Origin of the sequence: Micromonospora sp. NPDC048830, assembly GCF_043198215.1 — a bacterium.
In the GTDB taxonomy this organism is placed as follows: Bacteria; Actinomycetota; Actinomycetes; order Mycobacteriales; family Micromonosporaceae; genus Micromonospora.
Genome location: NZ_JBICUP010000071.1, coordinates 1 through 23,000, shown reverse-complemented (window position 1 = coordinate 23,000; position 23,000 = coordinate 1). Strand labels below are relative to the sequence as shown.

The following is a 23,000-nucleotide window of genomic DNA, read 5'->3' as shown; positions in this document are numbered from 1 at the left end:
CACACCAGCACCCGACCCGCCGGTCACGCCACCACGCCGACCATCCACAAAGACCCAGCCCAACCCCATGATCAAATTAGGCTACGTGGCATTGGATCTGGAGCAGGCCACGCGTCCTTGGGGCGAAGAAGTCGTTTCCTTGGTCGTCGATGACGACGAAGGCGGGGAAGTTGTCGACCCGGATCTTCCACACGGCCTCCATGCCGAGGTGTTTGTAGTCGATGACTTCGACGCTCTTGATGCAGTCCTGGGCCAGCCGCGCGGCGGGGCCTCCGACGGATCCGAGGTAGAAGCCCCCGTGTCGGCGGCAGGCGTTCGCCACCGTCTGAGACCGATTGCCCTTGGCGAGCATGACCAGCGATCCACCGGCCGCCTGGAACTCCTCCACGTAGGTGTCCATGCGCCCTGCCGTGGTGGGACCGAAGGATCCCGCGGCCATCCCGTTCGGTGTCTTGGCGGGGCCGGCGTAGTAGACGGGGTGGTCGCGTAGATATCCCGGCAGCGGTTCGCCTGCCTTCAAGCGGGCGCTGATCTCGGCGTGCGCGAGGTCGCGCGCGACGACGAGTTCACCAGACAACGACAGTCTGGTTCCAACGGCCAGTCCCGACAGCTTGGCTCGGATCTGGGTCATAGGCGCTGAAACATCCACCGCCACGACCTCCCCGACGATGTGGGCATCGGTCACCTCGGGCAGGAACCGAGAGGGGTCCTCCTCAAGCTTCTCCAGGAATACGCCCTCGGCCCTGATGCGACCAAGGATCTGCCGATCTGCCGAGCATGAGACCGCGATCGCCACGGGGCAGGAGCCTCCGTGTCGCGGGAGCCGAACTACTCGCACGTCGTGACAGAAGTACTTGCCGCCGAACTGTGCGCCAATGCCGAGTTGGCGAGTGATGGAGAGGATCTGTTCTTCCAGGTGGAGGTCGCGGAAGCCGTGGCCTGAGGGTGAGCCCGAGGTGGGCAGTGTGTCCAGGTACCGGGCAGAGGCCAGCTTCGCGGTCTTGAGCGCGTACTCGGCGGAGGGGCCGCCAATGACGACTGCCAGATGGTACGGAGGGCAGGCCGCGGTTCCGAGAGCACTGATCCGCTCGGTGAGGAAGGAGAGAAGTCTCTGCTCGTCCAGGAGTGCTCGGGTCTCCTGGAACAGGAAGCTCTTGTTCGCGCTGCCGCCGCCCTTGGCCATGAACAGGAACTCGTAGGTGTCGTGGCCCTCGGCCAGGATCTCGATCTGTGCAGGCAGGTTGTTGCCCGTGTTGACCTCGCGGTAAGTGGTCAGCGGCGCGAGCTGTGAGTAGCGAAGGTTGAGCGTCTTGTAGGCGTGGTGGATGCCCCGGCTGAGATGGCGCGCGTCCCGTCCGTCGGTGAGCACACGGGACCCCCGCTGCCCGAACACGATCGCAGTGCCGGTGTCTTGGCACATCGGCAGGACGCCCTGGGCCGAGATCGCGGCGTTGCGGAGAAGGTCTGTGGCGACGTACTTGTCGTTCGCGCTGGCCTCAGGATCGTCGAGGATACTTCGCAACTGCTCCAGGTGCGAGGTGCGCAGCTGATGGGAAACGCGGGTGAACGCGACGTCGGCGAGCCGGGTGAGGGTGAGGTCCGACACCTTCAGGAGTGTGTCCCCATAGCGATCGACCACCTCCGGTGGCGGTGCGTCGATGGCGACGAACTCCACCGTATCCTTGCCTCTGGGCAGGATCGGCGTGTAGTCGAAGTCCGGGTCGTCGTAGTCGGGCCTCGTAGCGAGTGGTCCAGGTTCAGTCGCCATCGAACGTCCTGTCGTTCTTGCGATGCCGGTCCAGGATCGACTGGGCGCGGATGACGACCGGCGCATCCACCATCTGCCCGGCCACGGCCGTCACGCCCTGTGAGGCGTCCAGTACCGCGACGGCCCAGGCGACCTCCTCCTCGGTGGGGAGGAAGGCGACCTGAGTGGGTGCGACCTGGCTGGGATGGACGCAGAGTTTGCCACCGAACCCCAGCTCGCGCGCATGCGTGAGGTCTGCATTGAGCGCCTCGCTCTCGGTCAGCCGCGTGGTGACGCCGTCGATCGGCGCGGGCAGCCCGGCGGCCGCGCTGGCGTAGACCAGCTGAGAGCGAGCGAACTGTAGCGCGGGTTGTGACGCCGGATCCACTCCGATGTTGGCGGCGAAGTCGACGTTGCCGAAGATCAGGCCGGCAACTCCGGTGGCCGCGATCTCGTGGGCAGCCGCGAGCCCGAGCGGAGTCTCGATCAGGGCCAAGGTGGGGGAGTCACACGAGCTCACGAAGCGGCTGACAGCGCCCGCGTCCTCACACTTCGGTAGCAGGACGAAGCTGGCACGCCCGGAGACCATGCGCAGGTCCGGTTCGTGCCAGGCGGTGCCGACGCCATTGACTCTGACGATGGCTTCGCGCCCGCTAGCCAGCCAAGCCGCGGTGGACTGGCGGGCGCCTTGCTTCGAGGCCTCGGCCACTGCGTCCTCGAGGTCGACGATCACGTGGTCGGCGCCGGCGGCGGACGCCTTCGTGAAGCGGTCAGGTCGATCACCCGGTACGAAGAGGAGAGCTCCGCTCGGCGCGGACGGATCGGTTGTCAAAGACGCCACCTTCGGGATAGGCATGAATCCACGAAGTATGCATGATCTGTTGCTGTCACGCATAGTGTCGGCTAGCGTGGTGGCCAGCACAAGGGTCGAAGGAGCATCGAGATGATTGACCTGCAGGGCTGGGTCGCGATCGTGACCGGCGGTGCGAGCGGCATTGGGCAAGCCCCGCGGAGCGGTTGGCCGAGTTCGGGGCCGGTGTTGTGATCGCGGACCCGGATCTCGAGGGCGCCCAGCGGGTGGTCAAGCCGATGGAAGTTGCCGGAGGAAGCGCCGACGTCGTTCGCGACGACGGACGTCACCCAGATCGTTGCCGGTGCGCGGGAGCGGTGCGGCTGCGATGTGCTGTCCTGGAACGCCGAGGTGCCGGTGGTGGCGTGGACCTGCCGTTCGGCGGCTGGAAGGGCAGCGGGGCCGGCCGTGAGAAGGGGTTCGAGCGCCTGGCTGGCTACAGTCAGACCAAGGCCATCGCGGTGGGGACGCGATGACCGGGCTGCCACTGGCCGGCGTCACCGTTGTCTCGTGTGAGCAGGCGGTGGCTGCGCCGTTCGCCACTCGTCAGCTGGCGGACCTCGGGGCACGTGTCATCAAGGTCGAGCGTCCCGGCAGCGGAGACTTCGCGCGAGGCTACGACGAGACGGTCCTTGGCATGTCCAGCCACTTCGTCTGGCTCAACCGCTCGAAGGAGAGCATCGCCCTCGACCTCAAGCAGCCGCCAGCACTGGACGTCATGCACCGGCTCATCGACCGCGCCGACGTGTTCGTCCAGAACCTCGCGCCTGGTGCTGCCGAGCGGCTGGGCCTAGGAGCCGACGCGCTTCGGGCGCGCGATCCGCGGCTCATCACCTGCTCGATCACGGGCTACGGCACCAGTGGGCCCTACCGCCATGCGAAGGCCTACGACCTGCTGATCCAGTCGGAGACCGGACTGGTCTCAGTCACCGGAAGCGACGATGCACCCGCCAAGAGCGGTATCCCAGCGGCCGATATCGGCGCCGGCATGTACGGGTTCGCAGGGATTCTGTCCGCACTCTATGACCGGGAACGCACAGGCGAGGGCACCAAGCTGGACATCAGCCTCTTCGACTCACTCATCGAGTGGATGGGCTACCCGCTGTACTACACGCGATACGGCGGAGCGGCACCCAACCGCACCGGCACCAGCCACGCGGCCATCGCTCCGTACGGCACCTACGCCTGCGCCGATGGCCAGAAGTACGTGCTGTCCATCCAGAACGAGCGAGAGTGGAAGGCGTTCTGTGACGTCGTGCTCGACATGCCCGAACTGGCAGAAGACTCGCGCTTTGATACCGGCAGCCGCCGAGTGAGCAATCGCGTCGAGCTCGATACCCTCATCAACCAGCAGCTGTCTCGGATCGACGGGGCCACCTTCGCTGAGCGACTCAACAGTGCACGGATCGCCAATGCGCGACAGCGCGAGGTCGCCGACGTCATCGACCATCCCCAGCTCACCGCGCGCCGTCGGTGGCGCGAAATCGGAACGCCTGCCGGCCCCATCCAGGCGACGCTGCCCGCGATCACCGTCGAGGGCCGCGAACCGCGAATGGAACCGATCCCCAGCGTCGGCCAACACACCCACGACCTGCTCGAAGAACTGGGGTACAACGCCGTCGAAATCCGTGCTCTCAAGAGAGATGGCACGTTCTGAACAAACACCAGAGCATCGCCGGGTATAATCTGGCCCGGATGGTGCCTCATTAAGGCGGACGAAGCGATAACCGTGGTAAACATTGCGACCAAGCGGGACGTGATTGTCGATGGGCTGCGACGGCTCATCGTCTCGGGCGAGCTCGAACGCGGGAGTCGCCTGCCGCAGGACGAGCTCGCCAAGAGGTTCAACAGCAGCATTACCCCGGTGCGCGAGGCGCTGCGCCTCCTAGAGGCAGAAGGTCTCGTCGTATCAGCGCCGCATCGTGGGACCCGGGTTGCAGGGATCGACCTTGACCGGGTGAAGGCCACCTATATCGTGCGTCGTCTGACTGAGAGTTATGCCATGCGTCGTGCCGCCACCCGGTTTAGCCTCCGCGATATCAAGCGGGCACAGGAACTACTTCTCAAGATCGAGGATGCGGCTGCCGCCGGCAACGAGCTTTGCGTTCGGCAGGCGAATCGCGATTTTCACTTCTACTTCTATGATCGTAGCGGAATCCCTGGGCTGTCGGACCACCTCGCCTTGCTATGGGCGTCATTCCCGTGGGATCTCGTGATCGGCGCACCCGACCGTGCTGAAGCCTCCAGGAAGGAGCATCACGCCATACTCGAGGCGGTGCGCGCTGGCGATCCGGACAGGGCTGCCGCAGCCGTCGAGACGCACATCGCTCACGGGTTCCTCCCGATCGCTCGCCGCATTAGCGGCGAGGATGTGTTGGATCCATTCGATCCGGACACCGATTGAAGGCGGCTGCAAGAGTGGCGGAGACGACAGATCGGTGGAGCTTCTATCGCGAGTGGATAGAAGCTCAGGGCGATGTTGTCTTCGAACGTCTGGTCGATCTGCTTACGGAACGCGTTCCGAGGATGGTGCCCGATGACGTCGATCGGGCGCTACTGAGGGCATCTGTCATGTCACATCTGCCGTCGTTCCGGAGCTTTGGTTTGGTGGCTCGCCCTCGGAGGTGGGCGATACCGAAGCCGGCTCGCGCGCTCGTCATCGCTCAGGCGGACAGCGGCGCACCGCTGGAGTCGCTGCTGATGGCATACGAGATCGGCAAGGTCGAGATCTGGAAGGCGTTCCTGGAAGCCGTGCGGGCGAAGTCCCACGAGGCGCTGTCCGCGGACCTCCGGCTGGCGTTGCTCGAGGTCGTCATGAGTTGGACCTCCGACTACCTCCAGGACATCACCGCGCAGGTCGTCGAGATCTACTCCACGAGAACGGCTCATCTGAGCAACCGCGAGGGTGCCCAAGTCCGGGAAACGCTGGACAATTTCATCGCTGGAGACATTGACGTCGCGCACGCTGAGAAACTCCTCGGATACTCGATCGCCAGCTGTGCCCACGTCGCCTTTGTCGTCGCTACCGCGCCGGACCTTCCGGCCGGTCGATTGGACGCTGCGGTCTCCCATGTTGCGAGCATGCTGGGCGGTCCATTCCTGGCATTGGCCCTGGGTGCCCGGTCGGCGTTGGTGTGGGTCACGGTGCGCGAAGGTTCCTGGACAGCATTCGGGTCACGCCTGCCGTCGCGTCCACCCGAGGGGGCCATGGTCGCACTCAGCAGTGAGCAGTATGGCGCCGTCGGGTTCCGACGTGTTCGGGAGGAGGCACTCAGTGCCGCGCCTCTGCTGGAGGCCAATCCATCCGCATCGCCGCTGTGCTTCCCTGATGTCGAGGCCGAGACGCTGGCGCTTCAGGACCACCAGGCAGCGCGACGGTTGGTTCATCGGCAACTCGGCGCTCTACTCCACCAGTGGCCGGCCGGTCTCGACCTGATCCAGACAGTCCAGGTCTTCTTGGAAACCGGAGCCAGCCCGACGCGGACCGCCCGCCAGCTCCACTTGCATCCAAACACGGTGACGCAACGGCTCAAGAAGTTCGAGAAGGTCCGCGGTCGGCCGACCGAAGTCGGAGACCTTCCGCTCTGGCTCGCGTTGAGGCTTGCGCCTATGGTTCGCCTCGACCACGCGGCTGACGACTTCTGACCGGGGAGCTGTACGGAACCTGTCAACCCTTCTGAGACACGTTCTTGAGCAAACTACTGAGCCGGTTCGTCTTGTTCTCGGGCTTGTTGATCCTTGTGTCCTGAACGCTGAGAGGGGCTCTGTGTAGGTAGAGCTGGTTGATGCGGTGCTGCGTGGAAGATGAAGGTTGGCCCTTCGAAGTCGCCCTGTGGGGGGAGGCTTCAAACCGCCTCATGCTGCGTTGGTTGAAGACCGTCGTGGTGAGCGATGGGGAAAAGGCGTCGTAAGAGGCGTCAGGTGGGGATCGGGAAGACGAGCGCAAGCGAATCGTTGCTGACGTGTCGTAACAAATGAGACGACATCGAAACCGGGGAGTGGATCAGTCTCCGGGATGAGCCTGGCGGGTGCCCGCTTATTGGCCAGGTGGTGTCCGGCATGTAGACGACGTGAGCCTGATCTGCTGCTTTCACGTGGAACAGGAGAAGGCGTGTCCCGATACTGCTCAGCTCTGCTGGGCTGGGCGATAGGGAGTGTCCCAAGCGGCCGAGACCGTGAGGGGTCGAGTACTGATGCGGGGCATGCTGGCGGACCGGCTCGTAGTAGTGGTGAAGTCCCTGTAATGGGGATGGAGCGAAGGGGCCGGGTCGTTCGTGACTGAGCGCATTTGATCAACCGGATGTTCTCCGGGAGGAATCGGTGGGCAAGTTGAAGTCGTCAGGGAAGTCGTTTGAGATTTCGAAGCGGGAGGTTTGGGAGGCTTACGAAGGAGTCAGGGCGAACAAGGGTGCGCCGGGTGTGGATGGGGAGTCCATCGCCGAGTTCGAGAAGGACCTGCAGGGGAACCTGTACAAGATCTGGAATCGAATGTCGTCGGGGACGTATTTTCCGCCGCCGGTGCGTGCGGTTGAGATTCCCAAGCCTCACGGTGGTGGGGTAAGGATCTTGGGTGTGCCTACCGTGGCTGACCGGGTTGCGCAGACCGTCGTGGCCAGGCATCTGGGAGTGCGGTTGGAGCCTGTGTTCCACGAGGACTCCTATGGGTATCGGCCAGGCCGGTCGGCACTGGATGCGGTGCAGAGGTGCCGGGAGCGCTGCTGGCGAAGGAACTGGGTGATTGATCTCGACGTCCAGAAGTTCTTCGACAGCGTGCGATGGGACCTCATCGTCAAGGCTGTGGAGGCGCACACCGACGCCGTCTGGGTGGTTTTGTATGTGAAGCGGTGGCTGCATGCGCCGCTGCAACTGCCCGACGGAACCTTGCAGCAGCGCGACCGCGGAACCCCTCAGGGGTCTGCGGTTTCGCCTGTGCTCGCGAACCTGTTCATGCACTATGCGTTTGATGCCTGGCTTGCTCGGGAGTATCCGGGTGTCCAGTTCGAACGCTATGCCGATGATGCGGTTGTGCACTGCGTCAGTGAGCGTGAGGCCCGAGAGGTGTTGGCGGCGCTCACGGACAGGATGGACGAGGTCGGGTTGCGGTTGCACCCCGACAAGACCAAGATCGTGTATTGCAAGGACGGCGGGCGGCGTGGCTCGTATGAGCACACTGAGTTCACCTTCCTCGGGTACACGTTCCGCGCGCGCAAGGCACAGGACAGGAACGGCCGGCGTTTCACGTCGTTCCTGCCCGCGATCAGCAAGGACGCCCGGAACAAGATCGGTGGGGAGATCCGTAGCTGGCATCTCCACACGCGTTCTGATCTCTCCTTCGTGGAGCTCGCCAAGCGGATCAATCCGATCGTGGCGGGCTGGATGAACTACTACGGCCGGTTCTACCGGTCGGCGATGTCGCCCCTGCTGATGCGCATCAACGCCTACTTGGTGCGATGGATCCGCCGGAAATACAAGCGGCTGGCGGCGCTGAAGAAGGCCATTCAGAAGATGCAGGAGATCGCCAAGCGATACCCGCGCATGTTCGCGCAGTGGAAGTGGACCGGGACAGCGTCATCGGCCTGGTGATCAGGACGGCAAGAGCCGTGTAACGGGAGACTGTTACGCACGGATCTGTGAGGGCCGGGGGGTGAGATTCCCCCCGGCTACTCGGCAGGCGGTTTCGGGCAGTTTCGGCGGCTCGGGTGGCTTGCGGACGAACCGCTCGGGGCTGGCCTGGTAGGCGGCGTCCAGGACCCGCCCGCGGGCCTCGCGGATCGCGTGCGCGCGGCCGTAGTGGACATCGGCGGGAGCATGTAGTCCGATCCCGAATGGCGGTGCTCGTGGGCGTACCAGCGGAAGAACCGGTCCGGTTCGGCTCGATCGAGGACGCCCGGGTGTTCTGCGAACTGCGCCTCGGAGTAGGGGTTGTCATTGGCAGCAGTGCGGCCGGCTGTGGGACTTGGTCACGCCCAGGTCGGCGAGCAGGAACGCCACCGGTTTGGAGGCCATCGAGGAGCCGCGCGGTAACCACAGCCACTATGTCGCCCTCCGCTCATGCGCTGGTTTCTTCGGATCTGCCAGGCTGGTCATGACCAGGTCGGCCAGGTGCCGGTACGCCTGTGCGGAGTCAAGTCCGGTGGCCTCCTGAATCGCTCCCCGCTGGATGGAGCCCATCACTTCGGCCACCGCGGCTCCTAGGAACGAAGCGTGCACTGGGCGGAGCACACCGGCCTTGACTCCCTGGGTCACCAGGTCTTGGACCCGCCGGGCGGCGTACTGGGTGTTCTCCTGGTACACCTCGTTGGCCGGGCCGAAGTCGGCCAGGTCCGCAAAGAAGGTGGCCGACGCTGGCTGGAGCTCAGACGCCACCGACTCCAGATAGATCGCCAGTTGTTGCGCTGGATCAGCCGACGCTGCGACCCGGGTCTCGATGCGCTCCGCCGCGGTCTTGAAGAACGAGCGCACGGTCGCAACCACGATCTGCTCCTTGCTGGGCGCCACGGCGTACAGGGTGCTCCTCGAACACCGGAACCGTTCGGCCAGATCGCCGATGCTGAACGACGCGAACCCTTCGGCCAGGAACAACTCGCGGAGCTGACCCAACATCTTCTCGCGGCGAGTGCGAAACCTCTCATGCGATGGCATGGCACTGACTCTACGGCAGCGTGATCATGGAGAGTACTATAGCCGATATTGTAGTACTCATACCCGTACTCAGAGGATGTGCGATGCCAGCATCACGCGTCATGCCGACCAACGAGAGCGCCGATCTGATCGAGGTCGTCCGGAATCTCGCCGACAAGGAACTGACTAACCAACTCTCCATCAAACCCGGGGCTTGACAGGGTCAAAGTTCAACCGGCGTTGACAGTCGCCGGCTATCCCGCCGTGCCACCACGCAGAGCGCACCCGGATCAAGGTCTACGAAGCTCTCCGGAAGAAGGCCCCCGCCACCAGGCCAGACGAAGTTCTGGGCAGGCGTAGGGCTCTACTACACCTCATACAGTCGATGCCACACGCCGGCGTCGGCCGGCGGGGCCGGCTGTCAGCGGGGTTATTGCGCAGGCCGTTCGGTGGCGCGGGCGCGTAGCGCGGCCGACCTCAACCGGTAAAGGCGCGTCGCGAGGATGATCTCGAACCGCGCCTCCTCGTCGTTGAGGTCGCGGCCGATCAGCTCGGTGATCCGTTCCAGCCGGTACCGCAGCGTGCTGACGTGCACGTGCAGCTTGACCGAGGTTTCCTGGTACTTGCCGCCGCACGACACGAATCGCTCGGCGGTGTCGAGGAGTTGGGTACGGTGTTCGCGGTCGTACGCCAGCAACCTTCCGATGATCTTGTCGATGAAGTCGTTGACGTCCTCCGCGGCCGAGGCGGCCAGCAGGAAACGGTACGCGCCGAAGTCGTCGAGGTGGACCACCCCGTACTGCTGGAGCCGCTCGGCCAACTCGACCGCCAACTCGCACTCCCGCCACGCCCGTGGGTACTGCTCCAGCTCGACGCATGGCCCGGCCCGGCCGACCGTGACGTCCTTGCCGAGCACCTGCTCCGCCCGGGTACGCAGGGCGTGCAGGCCATTGGTCAGCCGCTGGCCCTCGCGTACGGAGTCGGCCGGTATGAGCACGGCCAGCCCCGCGCCGGCGCGCACCGTCAACGAGCCGCGCCACTGGCCGGTCACTGGTCGGAGCGACCGGATGAGCGACTCCCACTCGGAGACGGCCGGTGCCGGCTGCGCCCGTACGGCGACCAGGTGCATGGGCTGCTCCAGCGGCAGGCCCAGCGACGAGGCGCGGACCAGCAGGTCCTCTCGGCGGGTCCACTCGCCGGAGAGCAGCGGGTCGATGATGCCGACCCCCAGGTCTTGCTCGGTCTGGTGCCGGATCAAGTCACGCATGAGCACCGCGGTGACGGCGGACCGGAGCTGGGACAGCGGCGGATGCGTCGGCTCGTACGTTGCGGCCGACGTGCGCAGGAACACTGCGATGCCCAACACGTTCGCGCCATTGGCGATTTGCGTGACCCGGAGCCACGCGTCGCGCTCGTCGAGCGGGTCGATCCGGACCGGACTCTGCGGCACCACCTGTTCGTGCTCGTCCAGCTTGATGGCCTTGACGGCGGCGCGGGCGACGTCACCGGCCATACCGGTCCAGGCGGCGGTGTCGTACCGCTCGGGATCCGGGCTGGTGCCGCTGTAGACCACTCGGGCGTCGCCGTCGAGGATGGTCATGGATTCGCTGGTCATGGACTGGACGAGGTCATACACCGTGGCCGAGCTCTCGCCCCGGATCAGCGCCTCCAGCACCGACGCCTGCATGGCTTGGCCCCGGGCCATCGTGTTCATCGCCGCCTGGGCCGCAGCGGCCTGACGTGCGTTGCGGACCGCCAGGGACGCGAGCTCGGCCACGGTGCGCAGGAACGGCAACTGGTGCGGGTCCCCGGTCAGGTGGTGGTCGCTCTGGACGCACAGCACCATCGGCCGCCCGTCGACGTCTGGGGCGGCCAACGGCAGGACCACGCCGCAGACGTAGCCCCGGTGCCGGGCGTCGGCCGCGTACGCCGCGTAGCGTCGCTGGTTCTGCGCGTCGGCGATGACGACGGGCTCACCGCTGGTGACGGCGTCCAGCGCGGGTATGCCGTCCAGGGTCCAGCGGGTCTGCCGCCCGGTTGCGCTGTATTCCAGCTTGTCCCGCCGCGCGACCACCTCGGCCTGGTTGGCGGCTACGTCGACCACGTCGATCCAGCAGATCTGCCACAGCGTCAGGTCGCAGACGGCGTCGACCACGGTCTGCAGCACGCTGTCCAGCTTGAGGTCGGAGTTGACGCTGGTCGCCATCCGGCGCAGGCTCTGCAGCAGCTCCACCGTGTCGGTGTCGCCACCCGCGCTCCTCGAAGCCACCGTACCCTCCAGCGTCATCTTTCCGCCTCACACGGACCAGACGTCCCGGCTGATGGTGACCGGAATCGGACTTCTCTTGGCCTCGATCCAGCGGGAGTCCCTGGCGAACTGTAGCCAACCCCGTTCCATGTGTGCCGTGTCGTGCCAGTGGACGACGTAGAACATTTCCCCTTCCCCGGTTCGCGTCCGCGTCCACGGGCCGTGCACCTGCGCGCCGAGATCCGCCAGCACCGGTACGGCGGCGGCGCGCAGCCGCGCCGCCAGCCGATCGAGGTCGGCCGCCGCACACTTGTAGGTGCGGAACTCGGCGATCACCTGTACCTCCGGACCACCGTGCCGTTCACCGTGACAGTGTCCACCGCGATCGTGGAGATCACCTCTGGTGCGACGTCGCGCGGGTCCGACGCGAGCACCACCAGGTCGGCACGCTTGCCGGCCTCGATCGATCCCCGGTCGGCCAGGCCCATCGCGGCGGCCGCGGACGAGGTGTGCATCGCCAGCGCCTCCAGCACCGTGATCCGCTGATCGGGGTTGACCTCCTCACTGATGCACGACCGGCGGGTGACCGCGCACTGCACGCCGAACAGCGGGTTGAACTGGAGCAGTTCGGAGCCGGCACCGTCCGAGCTCGAACAGATCCGCCAGCCCCGGTCGATCAGGTCGCGGAAGCGGAACATGGCCGGAAGGGCGTACTTGCCCATCGACTCGGGGATGAAGCTGCCCATCGTGTAGATGAACCCGGCCTGCGGCACGGGGACGGCGCCGGCGCGGTGCCAGTGCTCCAGGGTCGCGTCGTCGGTGAGCACGTTCCCGGCATGTTCCAGGCGGACCGGCAGGTGCCCGGTCGTGCCGCCGCGTGCGTGCACTGCCGCCCGGCACAGCTCGCGCTGCGCGCGTTCGCCGTTGACGTGCGCGGTGAGCTGCAGGCCGAGGTCGTCGGTGGTGCGGATCAGGTCGGTGAGGTCGTTGACGGTGTACGCCATTCGGCCGGACTGGGGGACGCCGCCCCGCAACTGCGCGTACGGCCGCAGGACGGCGGCGCCGGCGGCGGAGAACCCGCCGTCGACGAAGATCTTGATGCCCCGGTACCGGAAGCCCGGGTTGACCGGGTCGTCGAGCTGGCCGGCGCGGCGCTGCGCGAACAGCTCCTCCAACGACAGCGTGCCGGGCGCCCACACGAAGGCGTCCACCGATGCCGGCAACCGGCCGGTACCCGCCAGCTCGGACAGCCGCCGTACGCCGGGCATGCTGTTGGTGATCTCGCCGGCCGTGGTGACCCCGTACCGGGTCAGGTACCGCTCGGCGGTCTCCTCGATGGCCTCGGACAGTTCGGCGTCGGTCATGGCCGGGATCGGCAGGGCGTAGAACAGTTCGTGCAACTCGCCGTTTGGCCGGCCGCTCGCGTCCCGCCCGATGTACGCGTCGCCGGTCTCCGGCAGGCTATCGACGTCGACCAGCGACAGCGCGTGACTGTTGACCACGGTCACGTGCGCCCCGAAGCGCACCACCACCGGGAAGGTGGTACTGACCCGGTCGAGGTCCTCGCGGGTGGGCAGGCGCTGCTCGGCGAAGCGTCGGCCGGCGAACAGGCCACCCTGGCCGACCAGCCACCCGCCGCGCTGCTCGCGCAGGTGGGCGTGCGCGCGGAGCTGTTCGATCAGCTCCTCGATGCTCCCGCAGGGCGGGGCGTGGCAGTCCACCGCACCCCACATCGCGGTGGCCGCCATCTCGATGTGCACGTGCGGATCCACGAAACCAGGCAGGACCGGCCGGTCGCCCACGTCGGTCACGGCCAGGTCGGCCGGGAGCGCGGCGCCGGCCGGTAGGACCTGGCTGATCCGGCCGTCGCGGATCACCACGGACCCTTCGACGACGGTGTCCGTGGCGTCCATGGTCAGGATCCGCCGGGACGAAATGATCATGCTGCCGGGTGTGATGTTCACTGTGCGGGCTCCTGTGCTGGTACGGGACCCAGGATCGTCTTGATCTCGAGGAACTCGCGGAGCCCCTCAACGCCGTTCTCCCGGCCGAAACCGGAGTGCTTCACGCCGCCGAAGGCGGCCTTGGGGTGCGAGACGCTGCCCCGGTTGACTGCCACCATGCCCGCGTCGAGGCCGGCCGCGACCAGATCGGTCTGTGCGGTGTCGCCGAAGACGTAGGACGCGAGCCCGTACTCGGTGGAGTTCGCCAGGGCCAGGGCCGCGCTGAGATCGTCGTCGGGGTAGGCGACCACCGGCAGCACCGGGCCGAAGAGCTCCTCGACGCAGACACCCGAGCCCGGGTCGGGCGCCAGCACCACGGTCGCGGCGACGCTGGCGCCGGGCGTGCCGGGCTCGATGCCGCCGGTGACCACCGTGCCGCCGTGCGGGGCCTGGACCAGGTGCCGCAGCCGGTCCGCGGCGGCCTCGCTGATCACCGGGCCGAGGCGGGCCGACTCCGCCCACGGGTCGGCGACGGTGGTCGCGGTGGCGGCGGCGCGGAAGAGCTCGAACGCGTCGGCCGCGGCGGACTCGGGCACCAGCACCCGGTTGGGCGCAGTGCAGGCCTGCCCGTTGTTGTAGAGCTTGGCGTTCCAGATCGTGCTGACCGCCGCTGCGAGGTCGGCGCCCGGGCAGATGACGGCCGGCGCGTTGCCGCCCAGCTCCAGACCGACGCGCTGGAAGTGCGTGGTGCTGGCCTGAAGGATCTTGCGACCCACCGCGGTCGACCCGGTGAACGAGATCTTGCGTAGCCGCGGGTCCCCGGTCAGCCCGGCCAGGATCTCGGCAGACCGGTGCGACGGGACGACCGAGCCGACGCCGTCGGGCAGCCCCGCCTTGAGCAGTGCGTCCACCAGATACATCGCGGTCAGCGGGGTCCGCTCGGACGGCTTGAGGATGAAGGTGCAGCCGGCCAGCAGCGCGGACACCACCTTCCGGCTGGCCATGGTGAGCGGGAAGTTCCACGGCGTGATGAGCAGTGCCGGCCCGACCGGTGCCCGGCGGGTGGTGACCCGTACGGATTGGTCACCGTCCTCATGCGCGCCGACGGCCGCCGGGGCACAGGCCAGCAGTTCGTCCACCACGGCCCCGGCGATCGCCACCTCGAGCCGGGCGTCGGTGATGGTCTTGCCGCTCTCCAGCACGATCAGGCGGGCCAGCGACTCCGCCTCGGCGTCGAGGAAGGCGCGATAGCCGCGCACCACGGATGCCCGGTCGGCCAGAGATGTCCGGGCCCAGTCGGGCTGCGCCGCAGCTGCCGCGTCTAGGGCCTGCAGGGCGTGCGCTGGCGAGGCGACCGCGACCGGCCAGCGGGCGGCCCCTGCCGGACTCTCGTTCTCGGCCAGGTCGTCCCGGTCGACGTCGATCACTGCGCAGCCGAGGATCAGCCTGCCGAGCAGATGTTCGGGCAAATCCGGGTGCAGCCGCATCAGGCAGCCACCCTGGACTCGGAAAGCGACGCGGCGATCTCGCCGAACAGCTTGATCGACCGCAGCGTCAGGTCCTGCGGGGCACCGAACGTCAGGTTCAGGTTGAGGATGTCGACCCCGGCATCGCGGTAGAACCGCATCTTCTCGCGCACCTGGTCGGGGGTGCCCACCAACAGGGTCCGGCGCAGATCGTCCAGGCTCGGCTCGTCGGGGCCGGGCACCGGCTTGACGACTCCGCGCGGGTCGGCGTTCTGGGTGAAGTCGTGCAACTGCCGGTGGATGCGCCAGCCCTCCAGGATCTCCTGGAGCCGGGGTTCGACCTCGGCTTCGTCGTCGACGACGAATGCGTAACGGGTGAGGCCGAGCTGGGTCTGGCCGGTGAGGCCCGCCCTCGCCTGCCCACGCTTGAACGACTCGATGACCTTGGACGCGTGGGCGTCGTCCCAGAGGAAGAGCGAGTTGAGGACGTGGTAGCCCCGGGCGGCGGCGTCCTCGACGGCTGCGGGCGCCTGGGCGCCGAGCCAGATCGGCGGATGGGGGAGCTGGCGGGGGCGCGGCCAGACGTACGCGCCCTCGAAGTTGACGTACTCGCCCTTGAACGAGGCGCCGGTCTCGTCGTTGAGCCAGAGCGCGCGTACCGAGTCCAGCACCTCGATGAAGCGCGGCAGGCTGGTGGCGAAGTCGATGCCGAAGATGTCGAACTCGTACTTGTACGCGCCGCGCGCCACGCCGAAGTCCAGCCGGCCGTTGGTGAGGTGGTCGGTTGCCGCGACCTCGGCGGCGAGTTGAATCGGCGCGTGGTAGGGCAGCACCACCACCGCCGTGCCCACCCGGCACTGCACGTGCTGGGCGATCGCGGCGGCCTGGATCAGCGCTGAGGGTGCGGGCAGGAACTGGACGAGATGGTGCTCCGGGACCCAGATGCGGGAGAAGTCCGCCCGGTCCGCCGCCACGGCGTACGCCAGCATGCGGTCGTAGATTCCGGAGTACTGATCGTCATTGTTCGCCTGGTACGAAAGGAAGAGTCCGAGGTCCATGCCGATCCGATCTCTAGTAGCTTTCCTGTGAGGATAGGGGCGTCTCAGCTGCTTCTCTTCGGGCTATTCAGCGGAAGATGACTCCACGGGATCGTGTTCTATCTACGACGTGGAGCGCTCGTACTCCCCGGCGTGGTCGTCGGTCCACGGGGACTCGTGCTCGATCTTGGCGATGCGGCCGGCGCCCAGGTTCAGGAAGATGCCGAAGCGGTCGCTGACCCGCTCGTCGAAGTACCGACGGAGGATCACCTCCATCGACGAGTGGGACAGCCCTGACCACGGGATGTCGTCCTCGGCGAACAGGCGCAGGTCCGGCGTCTGGTGGGGCAGGACGCTCGGCCGGGCCCGGTAGACGTGGCAGGTCTCCGACTCGCTGAGGTCGATCGCCGAGTAAAGGAACTCCGGCTCGATGACCTGATTCATCAGAACCTGGGACGTGCCGGTCAGCGCCTCGGACATGGTCGGCCCGGCCTGCAGCGGCCCCACCGGCAGGCGCCACTTGCCGGTGGCCCCGTCCCGGGAAAGCAGGATCCTGGCCTCGTACTCGACGAGCCAGCCGACGAGGATCTGTCGACCGGGCCGCGTCTTTCCCAATGACGTGTCGACACTGCCGGAGGTCGTGAAGAAGGACCCGTCGCAGTAGCCGAGTGGCGGGTGGTGCCCGAGCGTGCAGTCCTGGACCGCGCCAACGAGCATGACGTGGTCTCCGATGTCGACCCGGGAGTGTACGAAGCAGATCAGGGTGGCGGCCGATTCGGCCAGAAGGATCGCCCCGGGGTGCTCCTCCCGCGTCGCGACGCCGGTGAACTTGTCGTCGAGTGGCGTCGCGAACCGTACCGCCAGGTCCCGCTGGTGCTCAGCGAGGATACTGACGCCGAACGTCCGGCACTGCGAGAACGCGGAGAAGCTGCCCGCCCTGCGGTCGATGCAGAGGGAGATCAGCGGCGGCGTCAGCGACACCGACGTGAACGAGTTCGCCGTCATGCCCCACGGCCGCCCGGCGGCGTCGCGGGTCGTGACCACGGTGACGCCGGTCGGGAAGCGGCCCATGGTGCGCCGGAAGAGCAGGGGGTCGTTCACGAGTCATCTCCTTCGGCCGGTGGCCAGTGCGAGTGCCCGCCGGCCAGATCGGTGCGCATACCGAACAGCACCGTCAGGTGCGCCATCGGCGTATCGCGGCCGGCGCCGTGGTAGTGCGGGAGACCGGCGGGTACGACCACCACGTCGCCGACATCCACCGGGATGTCGCGGCCCAGCCGCCCGATGTGTCCCCGGCCCTCGGTGACGATCAGGATCTGGTCGCCAGCGTGGGTGTGCAGCCGGGTCCGGGCACCGGGATCGAAGCGGACGAGGGCGGATCGGACCGGAACCGCCCGCATCGCGGTAATGGCTGCGGCGATCTCCGCGACGTCGCACGAACCGACCTGCCCGCCCTCGAAGATCTCGTTGCTGCTCGGGCGCAGGTCCGCGGTGGCCCGGCGGAAGACTGACAGCTCCCGACCCACCTCGTCGACCGTCGATCCGGCCATCTGTAGCCTCCCATGCCTGTCGCGCCGCCAGCGGGCGAGCACCCACGTTAGGAGGTAAGGGAGATAGACGCTTCATACGAACCGTACGGAGCCCGGCGTTTGCTGTCCGCTCTAATAGATGGCTGGTCAACGCCGGCGTAGGTGATACCGGACGAAGAGGTATGCCTGCCCCTGTGTTCCTGCGGATGTTAGGAATAGCGGCCGGATGTGTCCTGTCTTACAGCCAGGTGCGTGACCCCCTGCCTCACCTAGACTCGCCCCCTATCAGAGAGCCGCGACACACCGGACGGCACGCCGGGCGAAGCGATGAGGCGGGAGCGTATGGAGCAGACGCAGGCGGTGGTCACCCTGGAGGCGATCCGCAAGTCGTACGGGTCATTCGTCGCACTGAACGACGTCTCCCTGTCCGTCAACGCGGGTGAAACCGTATGCATCATCGGGCCCAGCGGATCCGGCAAGTCCACGCTGCTGCGCTGCTGCAACCTTCTCGAAATGCCTGACTCCGGCACGCTGACCGTCGGCGGGGTCCAGTACTTCCCGCTTGCGCACAGGTCGCGTGCCCGCTCCGAGTCCCTGCGCAGGCTGCGCAGCCGTACCGCGATGGTGTTCCAGAGCTTCGAGCTCTTTCCCCATCTGTCCGCGCTCGACAACGTAGCGCTGGCCCCGGTCCAGGTCCGGGGGGTGCGCAGGGCTGTGGCAAACGAGACCGCCCGCTCGCTGCTGGACCGGGTCGGCCTGCGCGACTTCACCTCGGCCCGTCCCGCGACACTCTCCGGCGGCCAGGCGCAGCGGGTGTCGATCGCTCGCGCACTGGCCATGGAGCCGGAGGTGCTGCTCTTCGACGAGCCGACATCGGCGCTGGACCCGGAGATGGTCGGCGAGGTGCTTGAGATCATGCGCGAGCTCGCGTTGTCCGGGGCGACCATGCTGGTCGTCACCCACGAGATGCGCTTCGCGCGCGAGGTGGCGACCCGGGTGGTGGTCATGGACCACGGACAGATCGTCGAAACCGGCACGCCGGACGAAATCTTCGAACGCCCACGACACGAACGGACCCAGCGGTTCCTCCAGGCGCTGTCGCGCTCGGGCCGTCTGACGGATTCCGTTCCAGGAATCTGACCGGCACCATCCCAGGGAGTTGATGCATCGATGAGAATCAAAGGTCGTGTGAAGCGCCATGCGCGGCGGCTGGGCGCCCTAGTCGCGCTCACCGGGTTACTGGCGGTATCAGGCTGCGGCGGATCGGACGAGGCCGGCACGAACGACCTGCCGTTCAAGGTGATCAAGCCCGGTCAGCTCACGGTCACCTACTCCGAGAGCTACCTGCCGAAGATCGCCTCCGGCCAGAACGGCGCACTCGAGGGGTACGAAGGGTTCCTGCTCACCAAGGTCGCCGAGAAGTACGGCCTGAAGCTGACCCCCATGCCGACCGAGTTCGCCTCTCAGATCCTGTCCGTGCGTCAGCGCCGGGCGGACGTCGGCACCGGCATCTACTACACGGAGGACCGGGCGAAGCAGGTCTTCTACACCCGGCCGAACATCACCGACCGGCTCGGTGCGTTGACGCTCAAGACCATGGCGTACGAGAACATCGACAGCCTCAAGGGCAAGCCGATCGCCTCGGTCAACGGCTTCTCGTACAACCAGTACCTCTTCACCTACTACGGGAAGGAGAACGTCAAGCTCTTCCCGTCGTACGCCGAGGCGTCGCAGGCGGTGCTGGGCGGCCAAATGGTCGCCTTCATGGGCTCGACCGGAACCGCGCCCGGCATCATCAAGTCACACCCGGAACTGACTCTGCACACCTTCGACGACGGCGACTTCTCGCTGCCGCCGAACGTGGCGAAGTCCGCCACCTACGAGTACGTCAACTGCGACAACCCCGGGCTTGCCGACGCTATCGACCAGGTTTACCAGGAGCTCGTGGACTCCGGTGAATGGCAGAAGCAGCTCGAACAATGGGGTGTCGGCGGTGCCGAGTACGCGCCCCCGGCGCAGCGCCCGACACAGCACTGCTCCTGACGGCTGACTGGCTCTGCTGATGTCTGACTGGCTCGACTTCCTGCTGGAGGGTCTGTGGACGACCCTCCAGTTGGTCGCCCTGAGTACCGCGCTGACCTTCGTCCTCGCCGTACCGCTCGCCGTGGCGCGGATAAGCCCGCGCCGGTGGATCCGCTGGCTGTCCGCAGCCTTTGTCGAGGTGTTCCGCAGCATCCCACTGCCGGTGCTCCTGGCGGCGCTGTTCTTCGGGTTCGGCCCCAAGCTCTCAAATCTCGGCTTGGACGCCTTCGAGGTGGCGGTGATCGCCATCGTCCTCAACGAAGCCGCGTACCTCGCGGAGGTCTTCAAGGGGCTGCTGCAGTCCGTCCCGATCGGACAGTGGCAGGCAGCGGCGAGCTTCGGGATGCGGCGCCGGCAGGCGCTACGCCTGGTGATCCTTCCCCGGGTCCAGCGGCCGGCCCTGCCGCATGCCGTCAACGGATTCATCTACATCGTCAAGGGTAGTGCGTTGGCCTCCATCATCACCGTGCCCGAGCTGACGCTCCACGCGAACCAGCTCATGATCGAAACGTTCCGCCCGCTCGAGGTGTACGCGCTCGTCGGTGTCATCTACCTAGCCATCAACATCCCGGTGTCCTACCTGGCGCGGCTCGCCGAAGGCCGCCCGGGGCAGCGCCGGACGCGGCCGGCGGCAGACCGGACCCGGCCCACCGGCGAACCGGCCGTCACGGGGGCGGGTGGCTGATGGACCTGTACGTCCGCCTCATCACCGAGGCGCTGCCGGTAACGATCTTCGTCAGCGCGGCGGCCTGGCTGCTGGGCACCATCATCGGCACCGGGCTCGGCCTGGCCGGCCTCAGCCGGCACCGCGGGCTGCGCGAGACGCAGTTCCTCGTCAGCACCGTCCTGCGCAGCCTGCCAGAGCTGCTGATGATCTACCTGCTCTTCTACGGCATCACGGCGCACGGGATCGAGCTGACCCCGTACACGGCGGCAATCCTCGCGCTGGGCATCACCCAGGCCGGCTTCTGGGCCGAGGCTGTCCGGGCCGGCGTCCAACTGGTGGGGCCGCGCCAGTTCGAGGTGGCGTACTCGTTGGGGCTGACGGCCAGCCAGACGTACCGGAAGGTGATCTTCCCCCAGCTGGTGTCGGCGCTGACCTCGCCCAGCCTGAACATGTTCGTCGCGCTGACCAAGCTAACCGCGATCGCCGCGGCGGTGGGCCTGCCGGAGCTGCTGTACACCGGCCGCTCGGTGATGGACCGCACCTACGACGTGTTGCCCGTGGTCGTCGCGCTGGCCGTCACCTACCTGATGCTCACCATCCCGCTTACCTTCCTGGTCAAGGCCGCCGAGGGCCGATGGCGCAAGCGGACCGCCCGGCAGACCATGCCGCTGTTCTCCTAGCCCGGTGGCGCCTCCGGTACGACCACCCGACATGCCTTGTCGTGACCGCCCGACGACCGGCTCCGGCCGCGCGCGGGCAACCCCCAGGCGATGCCCTCGTCCGGACCGGACGAGGGCATCGCCGCACGCCTGCTGGCTGTTCACCTGATGACCAGTAATGGCGTGGGTGGGGGGCGTGGCGAACGCCCCGCTCAGGCCGGTGCACGAGCGCTGACATGGGCAGAACAGCTAGATCCGCCCAGGTCAAAACCGGTGACCAAGTTTTGGACCCCACAGGGGCCGTCGGTGACACAGTTTGGCCGACGGGACACGGCGCTTCCTCCCGGCATCTGATCCCGCACAACTCGTTCAGCGGCTTGCGGCCCGGGAATGGCCCGCCGCAGCAGCCGTGCGGCGGGCACACCAGACCGCTGGCGTTCCTATCCGCCTTCGTCGATGGAAACGTCTACTGAGCCTGCCGGTGAGACGCGGACGACTGAAAATAGAGTGACTATCGGCCGAGCGGGATGGTGCCCAGCAGGCGTAGCTCATGTTGGGTATCGGTTTGAGTCGATCCTCGGACACAGATTTGCGGCACCGATGCCGTGTCTTGCGTACTGGTGGTCAAGCGCACTTGACCATCAACACCGTTGCGTTTGGCATCGATGGGTGAGTCAAGGGGGCTTTGCAGACGCGAACGGGACTTCTGATAGATCAACTTGTGTCGAGCAAGAAGATCATGCTTCAGGAGTCCCGTTGCAGGAGAAGTCTGTCATCGCTCGGTCGATCGAGGTAGCCGGGGGTGTGCACGCGCCCGGACATCTGGGCGAGTTGACCCAGATCATCGACTTCGACCTGGTCGACGCGGTGCTGGAAGAAACCGGGACACGCGAGAAGCGGCTGCGGCTGCTGCCGTCTCGGGTCGTGGTGTACTTCGTCCTCGCACTCGCCCTGCTCGAACGCTGTTCCTACCGAGTGACCTGGGGGAAGCTGACCGCGGCCCTGGCCGGCTTGTGCCTGACGCGGCCGAGTGTCAAGCCCCGGGTTTGATGGAGAGTTGGTTAGCTGGTTTTCAGGGGTGCGGTGACCGGGTGGGTCATCGCGTGGAGTGCCTCGTGTTCGGCGGGTGGGATGTGCCCGAGTTCGCCGTGCAGCCTGCGGTTGTTGTACCAGTCGATGTACTCGACGGTGGCCATCTCCAGGTCGTCGAGCCCGCGCCACGGGCCCTTGTTGCGGACGAGTTCGGCCTTGTAGCGGGAGTTGAACGCCTCGGCCATCGCGTTGTCGTACGAGTCGCCCTTGGAGCCGACAGAGGCGACGGCGCCGGCCTCGGCGAGCCGCTGGGTGTAGCGGATTGCTCGGTACTGGACTCCCCGGTCGGAATGATGAACGAGTCCGCCCAGGTCAGCGCCTTGATTCCCGCGGCGCCAGATCGCCATCTTCAGCGCGTCGAGAGCCAGGTCGGTGTAGAGCGACGTGGATACCTGCCAGCCGACGATCATGCGGGAGTACACGTCGAGGACGAACGCGGCGTACACCCAGCCCACGCTGGTGCGCACGTAGGTCAGGTCGGCGACCCACAACTGGTTCGGGCCCGCCGCGGTGAAGTCCCGCCTGACCAGGTCGCCAGGGCGGCTGGTCTCGGCCGCCGGCCGGGTCGTGCGTGGTGACTTGTCGCGCAGCAGCCCACGCAGCCCGGACTCACGCATCAGCCGCTCGACGGTGCACCGGGCCACCCGCACGCCGCGTCGGTGCAGCTCGTGCCAGATCTTGCGGGCCCCGTAGACGCCGTAGTTCTCCGCGTGGATCCGCTCGATCACCGCGGTCAACTCCTCATCGCGTCGCGAGCGGGCGCTGGCGGGGCGGGTCTTGGCGGCGTAGTAGGTCGACGGTGCGATCTGTGCCGGCGTGTCTTCGAGCGCCTGCAGGACCGGCTGGACACCGTGTCGCTCCCGCTGGGAGTCGACGAACTCGACCTTCATCGCGACGGACGGTCCGTGAAGTCGGCCCGCAGCGCGGTTCCGACCTTGGTCGGTCCGTTTCTGCGGGCCGCTTCCCGAGTGAAGTGGGCCGCCAGCGAGGTGCCCGTGGTGTGGGTCCTTTTCTGTCGGCCTCTTCCCGAACCGTGCTGGTCGGTTTCCCTGACACACG

21 protein-coding genes and 2 pseudogenes are annotated in these 23,000 nt (G+C 66.9%); 10 read left to right on the top strand and 13 right to left on the bottom strand.

Annotated elements, in window-relative coordinates; all coding sequences use genetic code 11:
* Positions 1–76: 76 nt before the first annotated feature.
* Both ACGFIZ_RS32280 and ACGFIZ_RS32275 read right to left on the bottom strand, forming a co-directional pair.
* Positions 77–1,768: a FumA C-terminus/TtdB family hydratase beta subunit gene (locus ACGFIZ_RS32280; RefSeq protein WP_393426529.1), complete on the bottom strand. Its 1,692-nt coding sequence runs from the start codon at positions 1,766–1,768 to the stop codon at positions 77–79.
* Positions 1,758–2,579, bottom strand: coding sequence for an HpcH/HpaI aldolase/citrate lyase family protein (locus tag ACGFIZ_RS32275; RefSeq protein ID WP_393426526.1), 822 nt, complete (start codon positions 2,577–2,579; stop codon positions 1,758–1,760). The genes ACGFIZ_RS32280 and ACGFIZ_RS32275 overlap by 11 nt, the downstream gene beginning before the upstream one ends.
* Positions 2,580–2,962: 383 nt before the next feature.
* Here ACGFIZ_RS32275 and ACGFIZ_RS32270 point away from each other — a divergent pair, with 383 nt between their 5' ends.
* The 5 genes from ACGFIZ_RS32270 to ltrA all read left to right on the top strand — a co-directional run bounded on the left by ACGFIZ_RS32270 (position 2,963) and on the right by ltrA (position 8,180).
* Complete coding sequence (locus ACGFIZ_RS32270; RefSeq protein WP_393426523.1) at positions 2,963–3,073, top strand: aldehyde dehydrogenase family protein; 111 nt, start codon at positions 2,963–2,965, stop codon at positions 3,071–3,073.
* Positions 3,070–4,254, top strand: a complete 1,185-nt coding sequence (locus tag ACGFIZ_RS32265; RefSeq protein WP_393426521.1) for a CaiB/BaiF CoA transferase family protein — start codon at positions 3,070–3,072, stop codon at positions 4,252–4,254. The genes ACGFIZ_RS32270 and ACGFIZ_RS32265 overlap by 4 nt, the downstream gene beginning before the upstream one ends.
* Positions 4,255–4,326: 72 nt before the next feature.
* Positions 4,327–5,001 carry a GntR family transcriptional regulator gene (locus tag ACGFIZ_RS32260; RefSeq protein WP_393426518.1) on the top strand — a complete coding sequence of 225 codons (675 nt, stop codon included), beginning with the start codon at positions 4,327–4,329 and terminating at the stop codon, positions 4,999–5,001.
* A 14-nt stretch (positions 5,002–5,015) separates the two neighbouring features.
* A complete protein-coding gene (locus ACGFIZ_RS32255) occupies positions 5,016–6,242 on the top strand; it encodes a PucR family transcriptional regulator (protein ID WP_393426515.1) in 1,227 nt (408 codons plus the stop codon).
* Positions 6,243–6,917: 675 nt separating this feature from the next.
* Entirely contained in the window at positions 6,918–8,180 is a 1,263-nt protein-coding gene (ltrA, locus tag ACGFIZ_RS32250; RefSeq protein ID WP_393426512.1) for a group II intron reverse transcriptase/maturase, read from the top strand.
* Between the two features lie 33 nt (positions 8,181–8,213).
* Here the strand turns inward: ltrA and ACGFIZ_RS32245 are convergent.
* From ACGFIZ_RS32245 to ACGFIZ_RS32200, 10 genes and pseudogenes are all read right to left on the bottom strand, one after another.
* A pseudogene (locus ACGFIZ_RS32245) lies at positions 8,214–8,455 on the bottom strand (IS3 family transposase); the annotation flags it as partial.
* A 42-nt stretch (positions 8,456–8,497) separates the two neighbouring features.
* Positions 8,498–8,615: pseudogene (locus ACGFIZ_RS32240) on the bottom strand (IS3 family transposase); the annotation flags it as partial.
* Positions 8,616–8,630: 15 nt separating this feature from the next.
* The gene (locus ACGFIZ_RS32235) at positions 8,631–9,239 is read right to left on the bottom strand and encodes a TetR/AcrR family transcriptional regulator (protein WP_393426509.1); all 609 of its coding nucleotides are present in this window, start codon (positions 9,237–9,239) and stop codon (positions 8,631–8,633) included.
* Positions 9,240–9,648: 409 nt separating this feature from the next.
* A complete protein-coding gene (locus ACGFIZ_RS32230) occupies positions 9,649–11,505 on the bottom strand; it encodes a helix-turn-helix domain-containing protein (protein ID WP_393426506.1) in 1,857 nt (618 codons plus the stop codon).
* A gap of 9 nt (positions 11,506–11,514) precedes the next feature.
* Entirely contained in the window at positions 11,515–11,802 is a 288-nt protein-coding gene (locus tag ACGFIZ_RS32225) for an NIPSNAP family protein (protein WP_393426503.1), read from the bottom strand.
* On the bottom strand, positions 11,799–13,430 hold the full coding sequence (locus ACGFIZ_RS32220; protein WP_393426500.1) for an amidohydrolase: 1,632 nt from the start codon (positions 13,428–13,430) through the stop codon (positions 11,799–11,801). The genes ACGFIZ_RS32225 and ACGFIZ_RS32220 overlap by 4 nt, the downstream gene beginning before the upstream one ends.
* Positions 13,427–14,896, bottom strand: a complete 1,470-nt coding sequence (locus tag ACGFIZ_RS32215; RefSeq protein WP_393426497.1) for an aldehyde dehydrogenase family protein — start codon at positions 14,894–14,896, stop codon at positions 13,427–13,429. The genes ACGFIZ_RS32220 and ACGFIZ_RS32215 overlap by 4 nt, the downstream gene beginning before the upstream one ends.
* Positions 14,896–15,933, bottom strand: a complete 1,038-nt coding sequence (locus ACGFIZ_RS32210; RefSeq protein ID WP_393426494.1) for an LLM class flavin-dependent oxidoreductase — start codon at positions 15,931–15,933, stop codon at positions 14,896–14,898. The genes ACGFIZ_RS32215 and ACGFIZ_RS32210 overlap by 1 nt, the downstream gene beginning before the upstream one ends.
* A gap of 102 nt (positions 15,934–16,035) precedes the next feature.
* Positions 16,036–17,013, bottom strand: coding sequence for a flavin reductase (locus ACGFIZ_RS32205; protein ID WP_393426491.1), 978 nt, complete (start codon positions 17,011–17,013; stop codon positions 16,036–16,038).
* Positions 17,010–17,462 carry a cupin domain-containing protein gene (locus tag ACGFIZ_RS32200; protein ID WP_393426488.1) on the bottom strand — a complete coding sequence of 151 codons (453 nt, stop codon included), beginning with the start codon at positions 17,460–17,462 and terminating at the stop codon, positions 17,010–17,012. The genes ACGFIZ_RS32205 and ACGFIZ_RS32200 overlap by 4 nt, the downstream gene beginning before the upstream one ends.
* A gap of 321 nt (positions 17,463–17,783) precedes the next feature.
* Between ACGFIZ_RS32200 and ACGFIZ_RS32195 the strand changes: the two genes are divergently transcribed.
* From ACGFIZ_RS32195 to ACGFIZ_RS32175, 5 genes are all read left to right on the top strand, one after another.
* The gene (locus ACGFIZ_RS32195) at positions 17,784–18,581 is read left to right on the top strand and encodes an amino acid ABC transporter ATP-binding protein (RefSeq protein ID WP_393426485.1); all 798 of its coding nucleotides are present in this window, start codon (positions 17,784–17,786) and stop codon (positions 18,579–18,581) included.
* Positions 18,582–18,629: 48 nt separating this feature from the next.
* On the top strand, positions 18,630–19,484 hold the full coding sequence (locus ACGFIZ_RS32190; RefSeq protein WP_393426482.1) for a substrate-binding periplasmic protein: 855 nt from the start codon (positions 18,630–18,632) through the stop codon (positions 19,482–19,484).
* A gap of 19 nt (positions 19,485–19,503) precedes the next feature.
* The gene (locus ACGFIZ_RS32185) at positions 19,504–20,208 is read left to right on the top strand and encodes an amino acid ABC transporter permease (protein ID WP_393426479.1); all 705 of its coding nucleotides are present in this window, start codon (positions 19,504–19,506) and stop codon (positions 20,206–20,208) included.
* Positions 20,208–20,870: an amino acid ABC transporter permease gene (locus ACGFIZ_RS32180; protein ID WP_393426476.1), complete on the top strand. Its 663-nt coding sequence runs from the start codon at positions 20,208–20,210 to the stop codon at positions 20,868–20,870. The genes ACGFIZ_RS32185 and ACGFIZ_RS32180 overlap by 1 nt, the downstream gene beginning before the upstream one ends.
* A 735-nt stretch (positions 20,871–21,605) precedes the next feature.
* Positions 21,606–21,899, top strand: a complete 294-nt coding sequence (locus tag ACGFIZ_RS32175) for a transposase domain-containing protein (RefSeq protein ID WP_393426473.1) — start codon at positions 21,606–21,608, stop codon at positions 21,897–21,899.
* An 11-nt stretch (positions 21,900–21,910) separates the two neighbouring features.
* On the opposite strand, the gene ACGFIZ_RS32170 is transcribed toward ACGFIZ_RS32175, so the two are convergent.
* Complete coding sequence (locus tag ACGFIZ_RS32170; protein ID WP_393426470.1) at positions 21,911–22,999, bottom strand: IS3 family transposase; 1,089 nt, start codon at positions 22,997–22,999, stop codon at positions 21,911–21,913.
* Between the last annotated feature and the right edge of the window lies 1 nt (position 23,000).